This window comes from Micromonospora sp. LOL_015 (genome assembly GCF_048060275.1).
GTDB lineage: Bacteria > Actinomycetota > Actinomycetes > Mycobacteriales > Micromonosporaceae > Micromonospora_E.
The window spans coordinates 1-17,639 of sequence record NZ_JBHMIO010000018.1; the positions used below are offsets into that span (position 1 = coordinate 1).

Annotated in this window: 14 protein-coding genes and 1 pseudogene; 5 read left to right on the forward strand and 10 right to left on the reverse strand. The window is 67.4% G+C overall.

The genetic code is table 11. The annotated features are described in order from the left end of the window. Window positions 1-340, forward strand: a 340-nt coding sequence (locus ACFHWU_RS16120; RefSeq protein WP_416590921.1) for a hypothetical protein, incomplete at its 5' end; no start/stop codon positions are given. 510 nt (window positions 341-850) lie between these two features. Here ACFHWU_RS16120 and ACFHWU_RS16125 read toward each other — a convergent pair. From ACFHWU_RS16125 to ACFHWU_RS16150, 6 genes are all read right to left on the reverse strand, one after another. Continuing rightward, window positions 851-1,933: a Gfo/Idh/MocA family protein gene (locus ACFHWU_RS16125; RefSeq protein WP_416554778.1), complete on the reverse strand. Its 1,083-nt coding sequence runs from the start codon at window positions 1,931-1,933 to the stop codon at window positions 851-853. An 18-nt stretch (window positions 1,934-1,951) separates the two neighbouring features. After that, window positions 1,952-3,118, reverse strand: a complete 1,167-nt coding sequence (locus ACFHWU_RS16130) for a Gfo/Idh/MocA family protein (protein ID WP_416554580.1) — start codon at window positions 3,116-3,118, stop codon at window positions 1,952-1,954. 107 nt (window positions 3,119-3,225) lie between these two features. Next, a complete protein-coding gene (locus ACFHWU_RS16135; protein WP_416590922.1) occupies window positions 3,226-4,539 on the reverse strand; it encodes an ABC transporter substrate-binding protein in 1,314 nt (437 codons plus the stop codon). A 59-nt stretch (window positions 4,540-4,598) separates the two neighbouring features. Then, on the reverse strand, window positions 4,599-5,504 hold the full coding sequence (locus ACFHWU_RS16140) for a carbohydrate ABC transporter permease (protein ID WP_416554584.1): 906 nt from the start codon (window positions 5,502-5,504) through the stop codon (window positions 4,599-4,601). Then, window positions 5,497-6,432 carry a carbohydrate ABC transporter permease gene (locus ACFHWU_RS16145; RefSeq protein WP_416554586.1) on the reverse strand — a complete coding sequence of 312 codons (936 nt, stop codon included), beginning with the start codon at window positions 6,430-6,432 and terminating at the stop codon, window positions 5,497-5,499. Before ACFHWU_RS16145 ends, ACFHWU_RS16140 begins: the two co-directional genes overlap by 8 nt. A gap of 224 nt (window positions 6,433-6,656) precedes the next feature. Continuing rightward, window positions 6,657-7,694 carry a LacI family DNA-binding transcriptional regulator gene (locus ACFHWU_RS16150; RefSeq protein ID WP_416554588.1) on the reverse strand — a complete coding sequence of 346 codons (1,038 nt, stop codon included), beginning with the start codon at window positions 7,692-7,694 and terminating at the stop codon, window positions 6,657-6,659. A gap of 340 nt (window positions 7,695-8,034) precedes the next feature. Between ACFHWU_RS16150 and ACFHWU_RS16155 the strand changes: the two genes are divergently transcribed. Next, window positions 8,035-11,343 (forward strand): carbohydrate-binding protein, encoded by a 3,309-nt coding sequence (locus ACFHWU_RS16155; RefSeq protein WP_416590923.1) that lies wholly within the window; start codon window positions 8,035-8,037, stop codon window positions 11,341-11,343. 152 nt (window positions 11,344-11,495) lie between these two features. Here the strand turns inward: ACFHWU_RS16155 and ACFHWU_RS16160 are convergent, their stop codons facing one another. Next, window positions 11,496-12,836: a PHB depolymerase family esterase gene (locus ACFHWU_RS16160; protein WP_416590924.1), complete on the reverse strand. Its 1,341-nt coding sequence runs from the start codon at window positions 12,834-12,836 to the stop codon at window positions 11,496-11,498. A 171-nt stretch (window positions 12,837-13,007) separates the two neighbouring features. On the opposite strand from ACFHWU_RS16160, the gene ACFHWU_RS16165 reads away from it, so the two are divergent. Then, window positions 13,008-14,138 (forward strand): LacI family DNA-binding transcriptional regulator, encoded by a 1,131-nt coding sequence (locus ACFHWU_RS16165; protein WP_416590925.1) that lies wholly within the window; start codon window positions 13,008-13,010, stop codon window positions 14,136-14,138. A gap of 3 nt (window positions 14,139-14,141) precedes the next feature. Beyond that, window positions 14,142-14,549 (forward strand): VOC family protein, encoded by a 408-nt coding sequence (locus tag ACFHWU_RS16170; RefSeq protein WP_416590926.1) that lies wholly within the window; start codon window positions 14,142-14,144, stop codon window positions 14,547-14,549. 665 nt (window positions 14,550-15,214) lie between these two features. Here the strand turns inward: ACFHWU_RS16170 and ACFHWU_RS16175 are convergent. Continuing rightward, a complete protein-coding gene (locus tag ACFHWU_RS16175; protein ID WP_416590927.1) occupies window positions 15,215-15,397 on the reverse strand; it encodes a hypothetical protein in 183 nt (60 codons plus the stop codon). Window positions 15,398-15,500: 103 nt separating this feature from the next. On the opposite strand from ACFHWU_RS16175, the pseudogene ACFHWU_RS16180 reads away from it, so the two are divergent. Then, window positions 15,501-15,863 (forward strand): annotated as a pseudogene (locus tag ACFHWU_RS16180) (hypothetical protein); the annotation flags it as partial. A 45-nt stretch (window positions 15,864-15,908) separates the two neighbouring features. On the opposite strand, the gene ACFHWU_RS16185 reads toward ACFHWU_RS16180, so the two are convergent. Continuing rightward, window positions 15,909-16,214, reverse strand: coding sequence for a carboxypeptidase-like regulatory domain-containing protein (locus ACFHWU_RS16185; protein ID WP_416554604.1), 306 nt, complete (start codon window positions 16,212-16,214; stop codon window positions 15,909-15,911). 295 nt (window positions 16,215-16,509) lie between these two features. Continuing rightward, on the reverse strand, window positions 16,510-17,487 hold the full coding sequence (locus tag ACFHWU_RS16190) for a trypsin-like serine peptidase (protein WP_416568305.1): 978 nt from the start codon (window positions 17,485-17,487) through the stop codon (window positions 16,510-16,512). Window positions 17,488-17,639 lie beyond the last annotated feature (152 nt).

Consider the following 17,639-nt stretch of genomic DNA (forward strand, 5'->3'; position numbering starts at 1 on the left):
CGGGCATCGCTGGTGTTCCTCCCAGGTTTCGATGTCTCCATCAAACCCGGTGCGGGACACCCTGCGCGCCCTGAGCACCATCAGCACCCTGCGCACCCTGCGCACCCTGAGCACCATCGGCACCCTGCGCACCCTGGGCACCCTGGAAACCCTGCGCACCATCAGCACCCTGCACGCCCTGCGCACCCTGCGCACCCTGGGCACCCTGCGCACCCTGCGCACCCTGGAAGCCCTGCGCACCCTGCACGCCCTGCGCACCCTGGGCACCATCAGCACCCTGCGCACCCTGCGGTCCTTGGGGACCACGGCTCGGCTTGTGCCGACGCCATTCGTCCTCTGAGCGCTGCCAACCCTGCGGCCCGAGGCCCGGCTGCCAACGTTCACGGTCGCCGATACCCGGGTCGTCGCGCAACGGCGCAGCGGGATACCAGACAGTGCGATACCCGTTCGGCCCAGGTGTGACGAGCGAAGACTCTGTGCTGGGACGCGCATCCCCCAACGGCCGAACCTCGGCCGCGCTGGCCGGCTGCACCGCTGGTGTCAAGCTACTTGTCGTCGCGGCAAGCAGGAGAAGATAGCCCACCTTGGCAGGGGTTTGTGCTTGTTTGAGTCTTCGACGCAGGCGTCGTTCACTGGTCACCGTTGCTCCCGCAGCGTCCCGAAGATTAGTAGAAATTCCTACACGGGGTGTTGGGGGGCATCCCGCACTGCGTTGAGCATAAGTCGGTTATCGCCACTATGCGGCTATTCGTCAAAAATCTCCATTATGAGGTCTTTTCACGAAGATCGGGGGGCTCGAGCGCGAGCCGCGGACCTCACTCAAGGAGGCGCCGCTGCTGTGGTCGGTCGGTCAGCGGTCCGCGACGTGGCGGATCACCCTGGCCTGCAGTTGGGCACGGATGCTGAGCTCCGCCGCCTTGAACGCGTGCTCCTGAGTCATGGCGTTCTCGGTCCGGTGCTGGCAGTCGAGGATCAGCTGACCGAAGTACGGATAGCCGACCTGACCAGCTGCGACCAGATGGTGCTCACCTTTGCCGTCAACGAGGAAGACATGGCCGGGACCGGCGTCGGTCGCCACGTTGAGGTACTTACGCAGCTCCAGGTAGCCGTCGGTGCCGAGGATGAAGGTCCGCCCGTCACCCCAGGTGCGCAACCCGTCGGGAGTGAACCAGTCCACCCGGCAGTACCCAGTCGCGCTGGTGTTCAGCACCAGCCCCAACTCGCCGAAGTCGTCGAGCTCCGGGTACTGCGGGTGGTTGAAGTTCCCGACGGTGGAGTGGCTGATCTCGGCATCGGTCGCCCCAGTAAAGTGCAGCATCTGCTCCACGTTGTGGCTGCCGATGTCGCAGAGAATGCCGCCGTACTTCTCCTTGCGGAAGAACCAGTCCGGGCGGCCGGCGGCGGAGAGCCGGTGCGGACCAAGGCCCATGACCTGTACCACCCGGCCGATGGCGCCGCGCTCGATGAGCTGCCCGGCCAGCACCGCCGCCTCGACGTGGATCCGCTCCGAGTAGTAGACCGCGTACTTACGCCCGGTGCGCGCGGTGGCCTTTCGTGCCTCGGTTAGCTGCTCCAAGGTGGTGAGCGGGGCCTTGTCGGTGAAGTAGTCCTTGCCTGCATCGATGACCCGCAGGCCGAGAGCGCACCGCTCCGAGGTGACGGCAGCGCCGGCCACCAGGTGGACCGTGTCGTCGTCGAGGACCTCCGACTCGTCGCGTGCCACCCGCGCCTGCGGGAACCGCTGACGGAACGCGGCGACCTTGGCCGGGTCGGGGTCGTACACCCACTTGAGCGTGGCGCCGGCACCGAGCAGGCCCGCGCTCATGCCGTAGATGTGCCCGTGGTTGAGACCAACCGCGGCAAAGACGAACTCCCCGGGTGTCACCACCGGGGCCGGTACGGGATCCGGCGCGTACGTCGCTCCATTGGCCATCGACACCTGTTCGTCTCCTCAGCTGTCCTGTCGGGGCGTGCCGCCGACGGTGATGGGACCGGGCAGGTCGCGCACCGTAGCGGTCTTCTCGAAGAACCGGGGCGCGCGCTGTACCAGGGCACCGTGGTGATAGTAGGGATCGTCCGGGGACAATGGGAGACTCACCGGGCGGCGCTCGATGCCCGACTCGTAGATCGCGGTGACCAATTCGACCGCGTTTCGCCCGTCTGTGCCGCTCACCGCGGGTGCCGTCCCTTCCCGGACCGCACGCAGCACGTCGCCAATCTGGCCGGTGTGCCCGGTATGCGTGAGCGGTTGGTGCGCGTGCACAAGTGCGTCGAGGTCGGCGACCAGGTCCTGGTTGCCGCCCGGCGCGGGAAACCCGTTCGCCGCGCTGCTCTCGGCTACCGCCCGCCACGGCTGGGAAACCCTGGCGTGCGCGCCCTGGATGACGATCTCCTGGTCCTCGCCGTGGTGCACCACCGAGCTGGTGAGCTGAGCCAGTGCCCGGTCGTACTGCAGGATCGCGACGGACAGGTCCTCGACCTCTGCGTTGTCGTGCTGCGCGTTGACCAGCATCGCGGTCACCGCCGACGGGCGGCCGAGCATCCACATGGTGAGATCGATGTGGTGGATGGCATGGTTGAGGGTGCAGCCGCCGCCCTCGGAGGACCAGGTCCCCCGCCACCACAGGTCGTAGTAGGGCCGTCCCCGCCACCAGGACGAGTTGACCTGGACGTGCGACACAGCTCCGATCAGACCAGAGTCCAGCACTTCCTTCAAGGTTGCCATGTCGTCACGGAACCGATTTTGCGCGACGACCGACAGCAGCTTGCCCGACTCCGCAGCGGCGGCGACCATCGCGTCACACTCCTGCAGGGACGGTGCCATCGGCTTCTCCACCAGGACGTTGACTCCCGAACGCAGGGCGGCGATGGCGAGGTCGGCGTGCGTCGACGGCGGTGTCGTGATGCTCACCAGGTCCATGTCCTCGGCAGCGAGTAGAACCCCGATATCGTCGTAGACGCGGGCATCGGTGAGACCGAAGGTGGTCCTGCGTTCCTGCGCCTTCTCAATGGTCACGTCGCAGACGGCGGTGATCCGGCAGTCGTCTGCGAACTTCTGGTAGCCGGCGATGTGTGTGCCCGCGATGCTTCCCGCACCGATGATTCCCACATTGAGCATGCCGTCCTCCATCTCGTTGGCGTGACGTGGAGCACTGATCTGGTGTGCCGTTGCTTCTCGGCCAGGCCCGTCGTCCGCCCGATCCGGAAGCCGCAGCCCGACAGTAGTCACTGAGCGGCGTCGATCGAAGACTGGAGCTCGGCCACGAATGCCTCGGCGGCCTCCTCGGCGGTCCTTCGGTCGAACATGACGTCCTGCAGGTAGCGGACGATGGTCCGTTCGATCTCGCTGGCACCGTTCGGCACGATCTCCGGTGCGTCGCCGAGCAGGTCCTGGATCGACTCCGCGTACTCCACGGCCTGCAGCTCGCCAGGGGTGAGCGAGTCTCTGATGGATTCCAGCACCGTGGTGTTGGCGGGAATGCCCCGCTCGGAACCGATGATCTCGCCGGCCTCTGTGGTGTTCACCAGGAAGTCGATCAGCAGCTCGGCTTCGGCGGGGTGCTCGCTTTCAGCCGACACCGACCAGTACATGCCCGGTTTGAGGTAGCTGAACGGAGTCGAGTTCCCGTCTTCCGTCGGCAGTTTGACGGCGATCAGGTCGGCTCCCCCCGTGGCCTTGGTGTACGCCGCCAGCTGCGTCACGTTGGCGAAGATCATCGCAACCTTGCCGGTGGCGAAGTCCGTCTGATCCAGCGCGGCGCTGACACCCTCGGCGAACTGCGAGGCCGGCACGGAGGCCCCGGCCGTCGCCCAGTCGTGCACCTGCTGGAAGTACCTGGCCAGCGTCGGCACGCTGATGCTGACCTTGCCGTCGCTGAACAGGGCTTCGCCGTGCTGACGGGCGTGGATCTGCAAGGAGAACTCGTTCCAGTGTGGGGTGAATCCGTGCACCTCGCCGCCGGACGCGTCGGTCACCGACCGGCCGAAGTCGGCGAACTCGTCCCAGGTCCAGTTCTCGGTGTCGGGTAGGGCGACGCCCAGCTCGGCAAGCTTGTCCTGATTGACCAGGATGCCCCACGCCGACGTGGAGATCGGCATGCCGTAGAGCGTGCCTCGGGACCGCCCGGTGTCCAGCACGGCCGGCGGCAGGGTCGTCGTGTCCAACTGCGGTTGCTGGGCCAGATCGGCCAGCACGCCGCGGTCGGCGTACGAGGCGAGGTACAGCTGGTCCATCTGGATGACGTCCGGAGCGTTACCGCCGGCAGTCGCCGTCGCGAGTTTGTCCCAGTACCCGGTCCAGTCGCTGAACTCCCCGATCACCTCGATGTTCGGATACTGCTCCTGGAACGCCTCGATTGCCTGCTGGGTCCGCTCGTGCCGCGCGTCAGCGCCCCACCAGGTCAGTCGCAATGTGACGTCGCCGTCGCTGAGCTCCTGAGTCCCGCCGGACGAGTCCGCAGTGCCACAGGCGCCTACTCCGAGTACCGCGACGAGCGCGCCGGCAATCGCCAGCCGACTCGGGAAAGATGACATACGCATTCTACTCTCCGTTCCGATGAATGGAAGTTGTCGACGCAGCTGGACAGGGACAGGCTGGTCTATTTGCCACCAGTGGTTGCGATGCCGCGGATCAGATACCGCTGACCGACCGCGAAAGCGACGACGAGCGGCACGATCGACACCACGCTCATCGCGAACAGCGCACCGAAGGATGATTCCGACTGTGCGTCGACGAACGACCGCAGCGCAACCGGCACCGTGTACAGGCTGGGGTCCGTCAGGTAGACGAGCTGGCTGAAGAAGTCGTTCCAGGTCCAGATGAAGGTGAAGATGGCGGTGGTGGCCAACGCCGGCCGCATCAATGGCAACAGCACCTTGAGGAAGATGGTCGCATGACCCGCTCCGTCGATGCGAGCAGCGTCGTCGAGCTCCCGCGGCAGTCCGCGGATGAACTGGACCATCAGGAAGGTGAAGAAGGCGTCGACGGCAAGGAATTTTGGCAGGATCAGCGGCCAGAAGCTGTTGACCATGTCCAACTGGGCGAAGAGGACGTACTGCGGGACGATCACGACATGGATGGGCAGCATGATCGTGACAAGCATGATTGCAAAAGCGGGCCGCTGGAACCGGAACCGAAGGCGCGCGAAGGCGTAGGCCGCCATCGAACAGCTGATGAGGTTTCCGATGATTGCACCGGCAACGATGATTCCCGAGTTGAGTAGATACCAGCCGAAGGGTTGCGCGAGCGCGTTCCAGCCACGGGGGTAATTCGAGAAGTCGAATGTGTCGAGCACCAACGACGGATTTCCGAAGATGTGGCCGTCGGGCCGCAGAGAACTGACGACCATCCACAACACCGGGTAGAGCGCAACCGCCACCACGGCCAGCAACAGGACGTGTCGTACGCCTCGAACAACGCCTGCTGCGCCGGCCCGCCGCGCAGGCCCGGCCTTCGTGACCGGCGGCCGAAGCCGCGCCGGCTCCCGCGTCATCGAGTCAGTCATCGTAGTGAACCCAATGCCTTGCCGCCCAGAAGTTGACTGCCGTGAGAGCTCCAATGATCACGACCAGAAGCCATGCCATCGCGGAGGCGTAGCCCATTCGGTACGAACCGAATCCCTCCTGGTAGAGATACAACGTGTAGAACAGCGTCGAGTCGGACGGGCCTCCGGTGCCTCCCGACACCACGAATGCCTGCGTGAATGTCTGAAACGCATTGATGACCGCCAGCACAAAGTTGAAGAAGATGATGGGTGTTAGTAGCGGCACCGTGATGTGGCGAAACCGGCTTACCGTACCTGCGCCGTCGACTTGCGCCGCCTCGTAGTACTCCCAGGGGATCTGTCGCAGTCCGGCCAGGAAGATGACCATCGGCGATCCGAAGGTCCATGCGTGCAGGACGACGAGCGTCCACAGGGCGGTCGCCGGGTCCGCCACCCAACTCGTTGTGCTCTCGACCCCGAGGAAGCCCAACAGATCGTTGACCAGGCCATCACCGCCGAAGATGAGCCGCCAAAGAACAGCGATGGCCACACTGGACCCCAGCAACGAGGGTAGGTAGAACGCGGACCGGTAGAACGCCAGTCCGCGCATCCCCCGATCCAGCACCAGTGCGAGCAGCAGCGCCAGTGCCAGTTGGGCCGGCACGCTGACGGCCACGTAGAGAAACGTGACGCCCAGGGAACGGTGCAGTCGCTCGTCGGTGAGCATCCGCTGAAAGTTGTCGAGCCCGATGAAGCTCGGATCCTGGAGCAGGTTGTAGTTGGTGAAGGCCAGATACAACGACGCGAGCATCGGGCCCAGCGTCAGGACGAACAGGCCGATGAGCCAGGGCGCAAGAAACGCTGCGGCCACCCGCGTGTCACGCGCGGCCTGCGGCGGCCGGGCTCCGGGATCACGACGGCTGATCGCTTGCAGCTCGGCGACGCTCACCGCGCCACCCACGCTGACCGCGGCCAGGAGGCTCTACACATGTTCGACCCCTTCCTCCCGCTCGCGGACACCTCGTCGACAGCGGTCCGCAGTTGTCGCATGTCGATCGACGACCTGGGTGCGCCAGCAGGCACGCGACGCTGGGTGCTGCTGCTCGTAACCTCGCCGAATCGGATGTGTGATGCACCATAGTGATCGATCACCCTTGAATGCAAGGGGTCGACTCAAACCGATGCCGGGCCGGTCGAGTCGCGGAGCACCAGCCGCTGCAGGTCGGCTGGGAAGGCCTCGTTCAGGGGCTCACCCCGCATCAGGGCCAGCAGCCGCTGCATCGCCAACCGGCCATGCCGCTCCCGGTCCACCGCCACCGTCGACAGGCTCGGTCTGAAGTACCGTCCGATTTCCTCGTCGTCCCAGCCGAACACGCTGACCTGGCCCGGCACATCGATGCCGACGCTCTGCAGGCCGAGGATGACGCCGAGCGCGACCTGGTCGTTGGCTGCGAACACGGCTGTCGCACCGCAGCCCGCGACCACGGTGCGGGCCGTCTCGTAACCGGATCGTACGGTCCAGTCGCCGTCGACGACGGCACACGATTCGAGGCCCAGCCGCTCGACGGTCGCCTCGTACGCCGCCCGCCGGTTGCGGGCGGAGGCCCACGACGGCGATCCGGCGACGTGGACGAACCGACGATGACCGTTGGCCGCGAGGTACCCGATGATGGCGGTCACGGGCGCCGCGTCAGCCAAATGGCTGCGCCCCCGCATGTTGTCGTCGTACTCCCCGACGATCACGATGGGCACCGGGAACTCCGTGACGTCCGAACCGTCCAAGCTGTCCTGCAACGGCGCGAACGACAGAATCCCGTCCACCGTCTCGGGCTGGAGCAGTGCCCGGGTCCGGGCCGCGCGGTCCGCCGCAGAGCCCTCGAGGCTGACGATGTCGATGTGGAAGCCGGCATCGTGGGCAGCGCCCGCAGCACCCTGTAGCAGCCGGTTGGGAACCAACGGGGTGATGTCCGGCATGACGATCGCGATACGGTCGGTTCGCCTGGTCCGCATCGCCCTGGCCGCCCGGTTCGGACGGTAGTTGAGCAGCTCGACCGCACGGGTGATCTTCTCGACCGTCGCCGGGCGCAGCCCACCGTTGCCACGCAGGAAGCGTGAGACGGTCTGGTGCGACACCCCCGCCTCCTTGGCCACCTCGAAGATGGTCGCCGGCTTCCTGCTTCGCTCCGGCGTCGCCGAGGGCTCTGTCGCCATTGATAGGTATTCCCTTCCTCGCCGGCACCTCGGCCAGCGTTGACACCAAGGTGATCGATCACTATGGTTGCCGCCACAAGTCACAGTCGAGTCGGCATTGTTAACAGACCTACGTTCCGTAGCCCCACGAAGATAGCCGCACCGCGACTCCGGCAGAGCCGCAGCGGTGCGCTGACGGCGGGTCGCCGCCGGCTGGCCCAACTGCTTGCCGGCGGGCGGCGAAACCGAGGCTGACCTTGCTTTCGCTGCCCACGGTACCGCCTCGATCACCGGAAGCACTCGCCCGCCAGCGGTGCGCTGACGATCTCGGAGAGGCCATCAGGAGATGCAGGGAGAGGTCATGACCAGAGGAAGACAACGGGCGCTGGCTGCCCTGTCCGGGGTCGCGCTCGCGCTCGGGCTCATCCCGGCGACCGGATCGCCGGCCGCCGCCGACCCGAGCTACCCCGTCACCGTCGACTACCAGGTCGATGCCGGCGCGATGCGGCACGTCGGCGGCGGCAACCTGCACCCGTTCGACGAACGGGGCCCCGCGCAGTGGCTGACCGACGGCATCGACATCAACGCGATCCGCGGGACGGACTACTCCAAACGGACGAGCGTCTACCACGACTACCTCCCCGGGTGGTTCGAGGACGCCACCCGCGACCGGTTGCAGACGATCAACCCGGACGCCAAGCTCATGATCGGTACCTACTACGGGTTCAAGGGCAAGGTGGCCCGCGGCGAGTACGGCGGCAACACCGACTGGAAGGCCCTGGCGCAGATCGACGGGGGCGCCGCCTACAAGGAGTACATCGCCGGAGAGCTCGCCGACGCGGCGGCGAAGGACATCGACGTCTACTCCTGGGTGCTCTGGAACGAGCCTGACCTGCAGTGGAGCAACCAGAACGCATTTTTCCGAGGGTTCAAGAACGGCTACGACGGCGTCAAGGACTTCGACCCGACCCAGCTGGTCCAAGGACCTGAGCTCGCCTCGTTCGAGTTCTCGTACCTCACTGCCTTCCTGACCTACTGCAAGCAGCACGACTGCCTGCCCGACGTGCTGGCCTGGCACGAGCTGACACGGACCCGCACCGCGATCGAGGACCACGCCCGCCAGATCACCGAGTGGATGCGGCAGAACGACATCCCGGTCATGCCGATCGCCATCACCGAGTACCAGGGCACCGGATACTCGACGACGGAGGCCGGACGTCGCAGCCAGGGCAACTACAACCCCGGGCTCTCGGTCTCGTACCTGGGCGAGCTCGAACGCGCGTCGGAGAGCACCAGCCTGGAGTTCGGACTGCGGTCCGCGTGGGGTCTGCCCGGCGACAATCCCAACTCGCGCAGCTTCCTCGGCGAGATGGCCACCTTCGACGACCACGGCAAGATGGCGACCGGGATCTGGTACGTGTACCAGACCTACTGGGACATGACCGGTCGTAAGATCGGAACGACCTTCGACAAAACGTCGGTTGACGCGCTGGCAACCTACAACGACGACTCGACCGTCAACGAGTCCTGGATCCTGCTGGGAAACTGGGAAGAGACGGCGAAGGCCATTCCGGTCACACTGCGCAACCTCCCACCGGCACTCGTCGCCAGTGGCCGGGTGCACGTACAGGTGGACCTGATCCAGGAGACGCTGGCCACGCCGAACTACGGCACGGTACCGGTGCTGCGCCGCAACGTCGCCGCCGCAGCGGGCGAGGCATCGTTCTCCCTCGACCTGCCCGGTCGCACCGCCGCCCGAATCCTCGTCACGCCGCCCGCCGCCGACCCCACGCGCTACAGCGCGGTGCCGGGATCGGGAGCCGAGCCGGTCGAGGTACGCAGCACCGGCACGGTCCAGACCTCGACGGCGAGGCTCGCGGGAACGACCTACACCGCACACACCGGCGGTACGCCGAGCAGCTACCGCGACGGCGACGGCGCGGAGACCGCCATGGAAAGCGGAGACACGGTGACATACCGGTTCGACGTCGACGAGTCAGCCGTGTACCGGCTGCGCACCGACTTCGTCGCCACCGGCAGCGGCGCCTTCGTGCAGCCGTACGTCGACGGTGTGTCGACCGGCACGCCAGTGGACCTCTACTCGGCGCAGCCACGACTGGTTGACCACGAGCACGGCACTGTCCACCTGAGCGCGGGTACGCACGAAATCACCTACCGCATCGTCGGCGCCGGGAAGAACACCGCGAGCACCGGGTACGACATCGGAGTACGAAGCCTCCTGGTCGCCGCGCCCGGGGTGCCGACGACCGACGCGACGGTCGTCTTCGACAGCAACGACGGTCGGGGTGAGCACGCCCGGATCTTCGCGAGTATCGGGGCCGCCCTCGGTGCCCTGCCGGCACCACCGGTACGCAACGGATACGAGTTCGTGGGCTGGAACACCGCCCGGACCGGCGCCGGTGCAGGTGTCGACGCGGACACGATCGTCGCTGGCGACATGACCGTCTGGGCGCAGTGGCTCGAAATCGGTGAGCTCGCCTACCTTGTCGACGCCGGCGACATCGACCCGGCGACCGTCAACGCCGGCTCCCGGCTCGGCACGCACCACAGCGTCACCGACCAGTTCTTCGGGCCTGACCCGGTCACCGGAAGGAACTGGGGTGTGCTGGACACCGCCAAACCGTCGGCGGCCTACCCGAACCTGCTCACCGGCACCTACACCTGGCCCGCGGAAAACCTCGGATACACCGACGGCACACCTGTCGGTCAGACCTACCGCTACGCCAAGGACCAGACGCAACCGCTGGCGCAGCGAGTCGGTGTACCGTACAAGTTCGAGCTGGCCAACGGCCGGTACCGCGTCGACCTCGCCATCGCTACCGGCTGGTCAGCGCAGGTCGACAAAGGATACGAAGCGACCGTCACCCTCAACGAGGGAACCAGCGAGGCAGTGACCGCACTACCGCCCACCAAGCTGTCCAAGGACTGGACCAAACCGGTCCGGGCGTCCGCGACAGTCGCGGTGACGAACGGCTTCCTCACCGTCAACGTCGACATGGCCAACGAGGCGTCGGGATCGGTGATGGTAAACACCATCGAGATCCACAGGCTCCTCGCCGTCGATGTGACGCCCCCCACGGTCACCATCGAGCCGTGGTCCGAGAGCGAGGACGGCAGCTACCGACAGGTCAGCTTCGCGCTGTACGACGAGGGCACGCTCGACAAGGTCGTTGTCAACGGCGTCACCACCGACCTTGCCGACGCCGTACGGACGTCGCTCGACGGCGTCGAGCCGGGCAGGTACGGCGCTGTCGTGGGCACGAACACGCTACGGGTGTTCGATCTGGCGGGGAACGTGACCGAGGTGGCATTCACACTGCTCGAGCCGCCGTCGGACTGGTCCGCGTCGACGGTCTACAACGCCGGCGACGAGGTCACCTACGCCGGATCGGTCTGGGTGGCTCAGTGGTGGACCAGCAACGAAGTGCCCGGGACGAACCCGTACGGCGCCTGGGCCGAGAGCGGAGCCGTGGTTGGCGGCTTCGACGGCACCATTCGCGCCTGGACACCATCATGGATCTACACCGGCGGTGAGACGGTGGCGTACGGCGGGCACCTGTGGACGGCCCGCTGGTGGACCCGCAACCAGGCACCCGGCGCGACGGCCGGGCCGTGGCTGGATCTCGGATCCCGGCAGGTACTGAGCTGATCTCGACGACAAGGACGCATGGATCGGCGCGACACGACACGGACCACGGCGGCCACCGGCTCTGACCGACCGCGGCCAGCGCTGTAGGACGTCGCTGGTCGCGGTCGGTCATCCTGGACCGGTAGCCCCGCAACCAGCGACGTCCGCCTGTGTCAGGCGACGGCGCAGGGAGTGCCGTTCAGGGTGAACGACGTCGGGCTACCGTTGTTGCCGGTGTGGGTGGCCTGGAAGCCGATGCTCTGCGAGCCGTTCGGCGGGATGCCTGCGTTGTAGGACAGGTTGCGGGCGGTGACCGCGCCGCTGGTCGGCGAGTACGTCGCGTTCCAGCCAGAGGTGATGGTCTGCCCGGCGGGCAGGGTGAAGGCCAGGGACCAACCGTTGATCGCGCTGCTGCCGGTGTTGGCGATCGTCACCGAGGCGACGAGTCCGTTGTTCCACGCGTTCACCCCGTAGGTGATCCGGCAGGTGCCCGACGGCGGCGGCGGAGTCGTCGGAGGTGCCGTGGTCGGAGGCGCCGTCGTCGGAGGCGCCGTCGTCGGAGGCGCCGTCGTCGGAGGCGCCGTCGTCGGAGGCGCCGTGCCGTCCAGACCGAAGAAGCGGATCACCTGGGCGGCATCGACCGGGATGCTGTGGCCGGTGCCCTGCATGCTGATCGCCTCGACTGGCGCCATACCGCCGGAGCTACCGTACCGGGTGCGGGTGTAGTTGCCCTGCGGGCTGTCGGTGTAGGTCGGCGTCTGACTCAGCCCGTGCACGTTGGTCCACTGCTTGATTTGCTCGGCGAAGTTCGGGTAGCGCAGCGTCCCGTCGTTGGTGCCGTGCCAAATCTGCATCCGTGGCCACGGTCCGGAGTAGCCGGGCAGACTGTTGCGGACGGCGTCGCCCCACTGCTGGGGGGTACGGATGATCTGCCCGCCGGAGCACTGGCTGTTCCACTCGGAACCGCCAGTGGTGGCGAAGCAGGTGAACGGCACCCCAGCGAAGGACGCGCCGGCGGCGAAGACGTCCGGGTAGACGCCGAGCATCACGTTGGTCATCATCGCGCCGGACGACGTTCCGGTGGCGAAGATCCGGTCCGGGTCGGTGTTGTAGCGCTGCTCCACGTAGCTGATCATCGACCGGATGCCGACCGGGTCACTCCCGCCGCCGCGAGTCAACGCCTGCGGAGAGTAGACGTCGAAACACTTGCTGCTGCGGGTCACCGACGGATAAATGACGATGTAGCCGTACCGGTCGGCCAGAGACGCGAACTGGGTGCCGGAGTGGAACCCGGGTCCGGAGCCCGTGCAGTAGTGCATCGCGACCAGGATCGCCGGACGGGGCGCGACCCGGTCCGGCACGTACAGGTACATGCGCAGGTTGCTGGGGTTGGTGCCGAAGTTGGTGACCTCGGTCAGGGTGGCCGCCGAAGCGGGTGCCGCGAAGGTCAGTGCGGCCGCCGCGGCGGTGACGGTTGCTGCGGCGGCGGCCAGCATCTTGGCCATGAGTCTCATGTGGTTCCTCCGGAACGCACGCAGGATGGGGATCCGACGCGGGGCTGCCCAAGCTCCCGCTTCACTCCGGCTCGAAACAGTTACTAGTATCGATATGAATGGTTCGAGATTCAAGGTCGACGTCGGACTAACATCGACGCACGTGCATAAAAACGCCTGACGCTCCGTAGCATGAGCCGGGCGATGCCCCAGATCAAGCGGAAGGTTGGCGAATCGGTCGTGGACCACGCCCCCACCCAACCGGACCACCCACCGGCGACCGGCAGGCCGCCGGAAGGTCAGCGACGCGCACGCCGCCGTAGCGATCTCTCCGTCGCGACGATCGCCGCGCTGGCCGGCGTCTCGAAACCCACCGTCTCGAAGGTGCTCAACGGACGATCCGGAGTGGCCCTGGAGACCCGCCGCCGAATCGAGGCACTGGTTCGCGAGCACGGCTACCAGCGGCCCGGCTCGGCCTCCCCGACCGCCGGGATCGAGGTCGTCTTCTATCAACTCGAGAGCCACCTGGCGATCGAGATCCTGCGTGGGGTGGAGCTGGTCGCCCGGACCAACGAACTCGCCGTCGGGTTCACCGAGGTGCAGGGCCGCACCGAACCGGGCCGGTCCTGGGCCGAGCAGTTGCTGGCCCGCCGACCGGTCGGGGTGATCGCCGTCTACTCCGCGTTCACTCCGGAGCAGCACGCCCAACTGGCCGCCAGCGCCATCCCCCTGGTCGCCCTGGACCCGGTCGGCGAACCGGCCCACCCGACCCCGTCGGTCGGCGCCACCAACTGGAACGGCGGCATCACCGCGACCCGCCATCTGCTCGACCTTGGGCACCGCCGGATCGCCGTAATCAGCGGCCCGCTCGACATGCTCGGCGCCCGCGCGCGGCTGGAGGGCTGCCGGGCGGCGATGGCGGCGGTTGGCGTACGGCTGGATGACGACCTGGTCCGCAGCGGCCGGTTCTTCTTCGAGGACGGTGAGACACACGGGCGTGACCTGCTCGACCGGCCCGACCGACCGACGGCGGTGTTCTGCGGCAACGACCTACAGGCGCTCGGCGTCTACAGCGCCGCCCGGCAGCTCGGCCTGCGCATCCCGGACGACCTGAGTGTGGTCGGCTTCGACGACATCGACAACGCCCGCTGGTGCTGCCCGCTGCTGACCACCGTGCGCCAGCCGCTGACCGAGATGGCGTCGACCGCCGCCGGGATGGTACTCGCGCTGGCCAACGGTGGCGTGTTGCCGCGACACCGGGTGGAGATCGGCACTACTCTCGTCGTCCGGGGCAGCACCGCCGCACCGTCGACCGGAAGGTGACCCATGAACTGGACGCTCGAGGTGGTCGTGGTCCCGGTTACCGACCTGGACCGGGCCAAGGACTTCTACGCCGGACAGCTCGGCTTCACCGTCGATCACGACACGAAGATCAACGACGAGGTACGGATCATCCAACTGACTCCGCCCGGGTCGGGCTGCTCCGTGGTGATCGGCAAGGGTGCCGTCCCGGATATGCCGCCCGGTTCGCTCCGCGGCCTGCAGCTCATCGTCGCCGATCTCAAGGCCGCGCACGCCGAGCTCAGCGGACGCGGCGTCGCGGTCAGTGACATCCAGATCCTCGGCGAGAACCCGCAGCCGGTCCCCGACCCGCTGGACAACGTCGGTTTCTTCTTCTTCACCGATCCGGACGGCAACGGCTGGGCCGTGCAGCAGATCTCCGACCGGGGCTGACCTCGCCAGGCTGATCCTCGACGCCATCCAATCATCCCGGCGCATCGCCGGACAGTGCAGCGGCCCTCTCGGCACCCGGGCCACACGTACCTGCCTTCGCCGCTCGCCAGCCCAGCCGGGCCGTAAAGTTGCACGACGACGGTGGTCTGACCCAGGTGCCGGCCTGGGACATCCGCGCGGGCCGACGTCAGGTCCGCACCGCCGTACCGGACGGGGTGTCCGCCCGCGACATCGAGCCGGACGGCCGGCACTTTCTGGAGGTCCGGACCGGACCGGACCGGAGGCGGTGTCTGGCGCCGCCAGCCGGTCGACCCCGGTCAGACGGCAATCGGCCAGGGCACGGCAGACCGGGCCACGGCCGGCCCGCCGCCGCTGGCACTGACCGGACTGCCGCCCGGCCGGCAGCACAGCATCGCCTTCGACGCCACCGGCCGCCGCGCCGCCGTCTGCGTCGGCACCGGCCGGCAGACCCGCTGCTAAGTGGGAGAACCGGGCGGACCAGGTCACCTGGTGGCGGTCAGTGCCGGCTACACCGCCCTGGTCGACCTGGCCGCCGACGGAACACCATCGCGCTCGCCGCCCGGGCCGACGCCGTCGAGACACCGGACCGGTACCAGATCGGCATTTGGCGGCGCGACCGCGGCATCGAACTGTCCCAGGGCCTGTCATTCGAGTCGGAGATCACTGCCCACTGGTACGGCGACGACGGGCGGATCCTCGTCCAGCACGACCAAACCGGGCGCAGCCGGCTGCTGCTGGCCGACCCCGAAACCGGTGAGCAGATTACCGTCGCCACTCCACCCGGCACCATCCTCGACCTGACCGTCGCCCCGGACGGCGCGATCCACTACATCTGGACCAGCAACTCGGCGCCTGATTCGACGACTGAGACTGCGGCGGCCGCGACGACGGCTCGGCTGGCCCTGCCGAAGCTCAGTTTCGCGCCGCTGCGCTCGCGCGGCCCCGCCGTCGGACGCGCCGCCGGTCGGGTTCTGGCGGCTGCTGCGTGGGTCGGTGCTGCTGCGTACCGTGCTGCTGGTGACCGCCGCCGCCAACCTGACCGTCGGCGGTATGGTCCGGATCGGGCTGCGGTCGCTCAGCAACGGCGAGCTGGCGGCCGGCGCGGGCGGGCTGGGTGGACTACTGGCCGCGTTCACCGCCGGCTCGCTGGTCGGTGGGCTGTTCTCCGCCGGCGTGGTGCTCGGCCTGGTGGTCGACCGGTACGGCAGTACGGCGGTCTTCCTGGCCTGCGGGGCGACGCTGCTGGCCGCGTTCAGCTTCGGTCTGTCCCGGCGCGAGCTGCGCCACGGTTGACCCACGACCGCGCCACGGCCGACGTCGGGCCGGACCGGATGCTGATCAGCCGAGGGTCATCGGCACCCGGCTGGTCTCGTCCGCCGCCACGGTCACCCGCCGGGCCGCGGCGACGTCCTCGCCCGGAACCCGTACGGTGAACTCGTACTCCCCCGGTGGCAGATCGGTCCAGATGTACTCGCCACGCGCGTCAGTCATCCGGGCGATGTCCTCGGACAGTCCTGCGGGCATCGGCCAGTCGACCGTACGGACCTCCACCGGGATCACCGGCAGCGGTTCACCCGCCGGGTTCCGTACCTCGATGATCGCCGTGCCGCGACCAGCTACCGTACCCGGCGACCCCGATGGCACGTCCCGCTGGTCGGAGACGGGGGTGTCCGGACTGTTGGGGACCGACGGTCCGGACGAAGGCGACGATTCAGTCGCACAGCCCGCCATCAGCAAGCTGACGAACAGCACCGACAGAAGTGAACGTCGTACTGGTTTCATGGCCAGTCCTCGTTTCGCGGCCAGTCTTCGCATCACGCCATTGTTCGATCACACAGAGTACCAAGAACCTGTGGCGAGCTGCTGGCGTCGCCGCCGCGCCGACCCCCGCCCGGCGACCGGGTTGCGCGGTCACCGGACAGGGCCGTCATGCGTCGTACTACAGGTCGCGCCAGTAGATGAAGTTGTTGAACACGGGCTCGGTGATCCGCGGTCCGCTGTTGTGGTTGTTGTTCGGCGCCCCGCTGCCGTGCAGGCCATGCGCGTGTACCGCCACGGCGCAGGGGCCGCAGTCGGTCACGGAATACGTGTAGACGGGTCCGCCGCTGTTACCGCCGACCGTGTCGTGATGGTAGAACAGCTCGGTGGACTGGGTCACCCGGATCTGGTCGGAGCTGGCCCACTGGGTGCCGAAGGACTTGTCCCCGCTGTAGCCCCGGTTGTAGGTCGACGTGCCATTCTGGCTGGCGGAGGTCCACATGAACCCGAAGGTCCCGGTGCTGTTGCCGACCGTACAGTTGAGCTTCATCGCACCGTAGTCGTAACCGTTGGTGAAACTGTTCACCCAGCCCGCGACCGAGTGCAGGCTGGCAACGCTGCACGAGCCGTACGGCGTGGAACCGCCGTCGCGTCCCGGCCAGACGGTGAACTCGTTGCGCGGGTACCACGCAGTGCCGTTTCGGGGATAGACGCAGTGGCCGGCGGTGATCAGCGTGTCGGCACCGATCATCCAACCGGTGCAGTGCCCCCGGGTGACCCCACCGGAGGTACGGGTGATGTGGACCGTGGAGCTCGCCGGCCACCAGTCCGCCGGGGTCGTCTGGTAACGGTTGTCCGTACCGATGATGCTGCTGATGCCGATCTCGCCCGGCTCGGTCCTGCCTTCGACCTGGGCGGCGGGCGCCCGGTCCGTCCCGTCAGCGCCGCGCCGCACCGCCGGTCGGGTGGCCTGAACCATCGTCTCGTCGATCCGCTCGGCGAGGATCGCCGGGTTGATGGTTTCGCCCGTGTCGGAGACCGGGGTGACCATGTCGACGGTGCTGGTGGGTGTGGCCGCAGCGGGTGTCGCCGCGGCAGCCAGCGCCAACGCCGCCGTCGCGACGAGGACACCGAGCGTCCGGCGCGCCTTGTTGTCCATGGAACCTCCCGATGATGAGGTGGGTGTCCGGTGATCTCTACTCGGACGCATTCCCATAGGTGAATCTTCATCGTCATCTCCCGACTGGCGAGGCTTCTGTCCTTGAACCAACAGTTATTCGACGATGGTCGATGAGATCACCGACGGCGGGC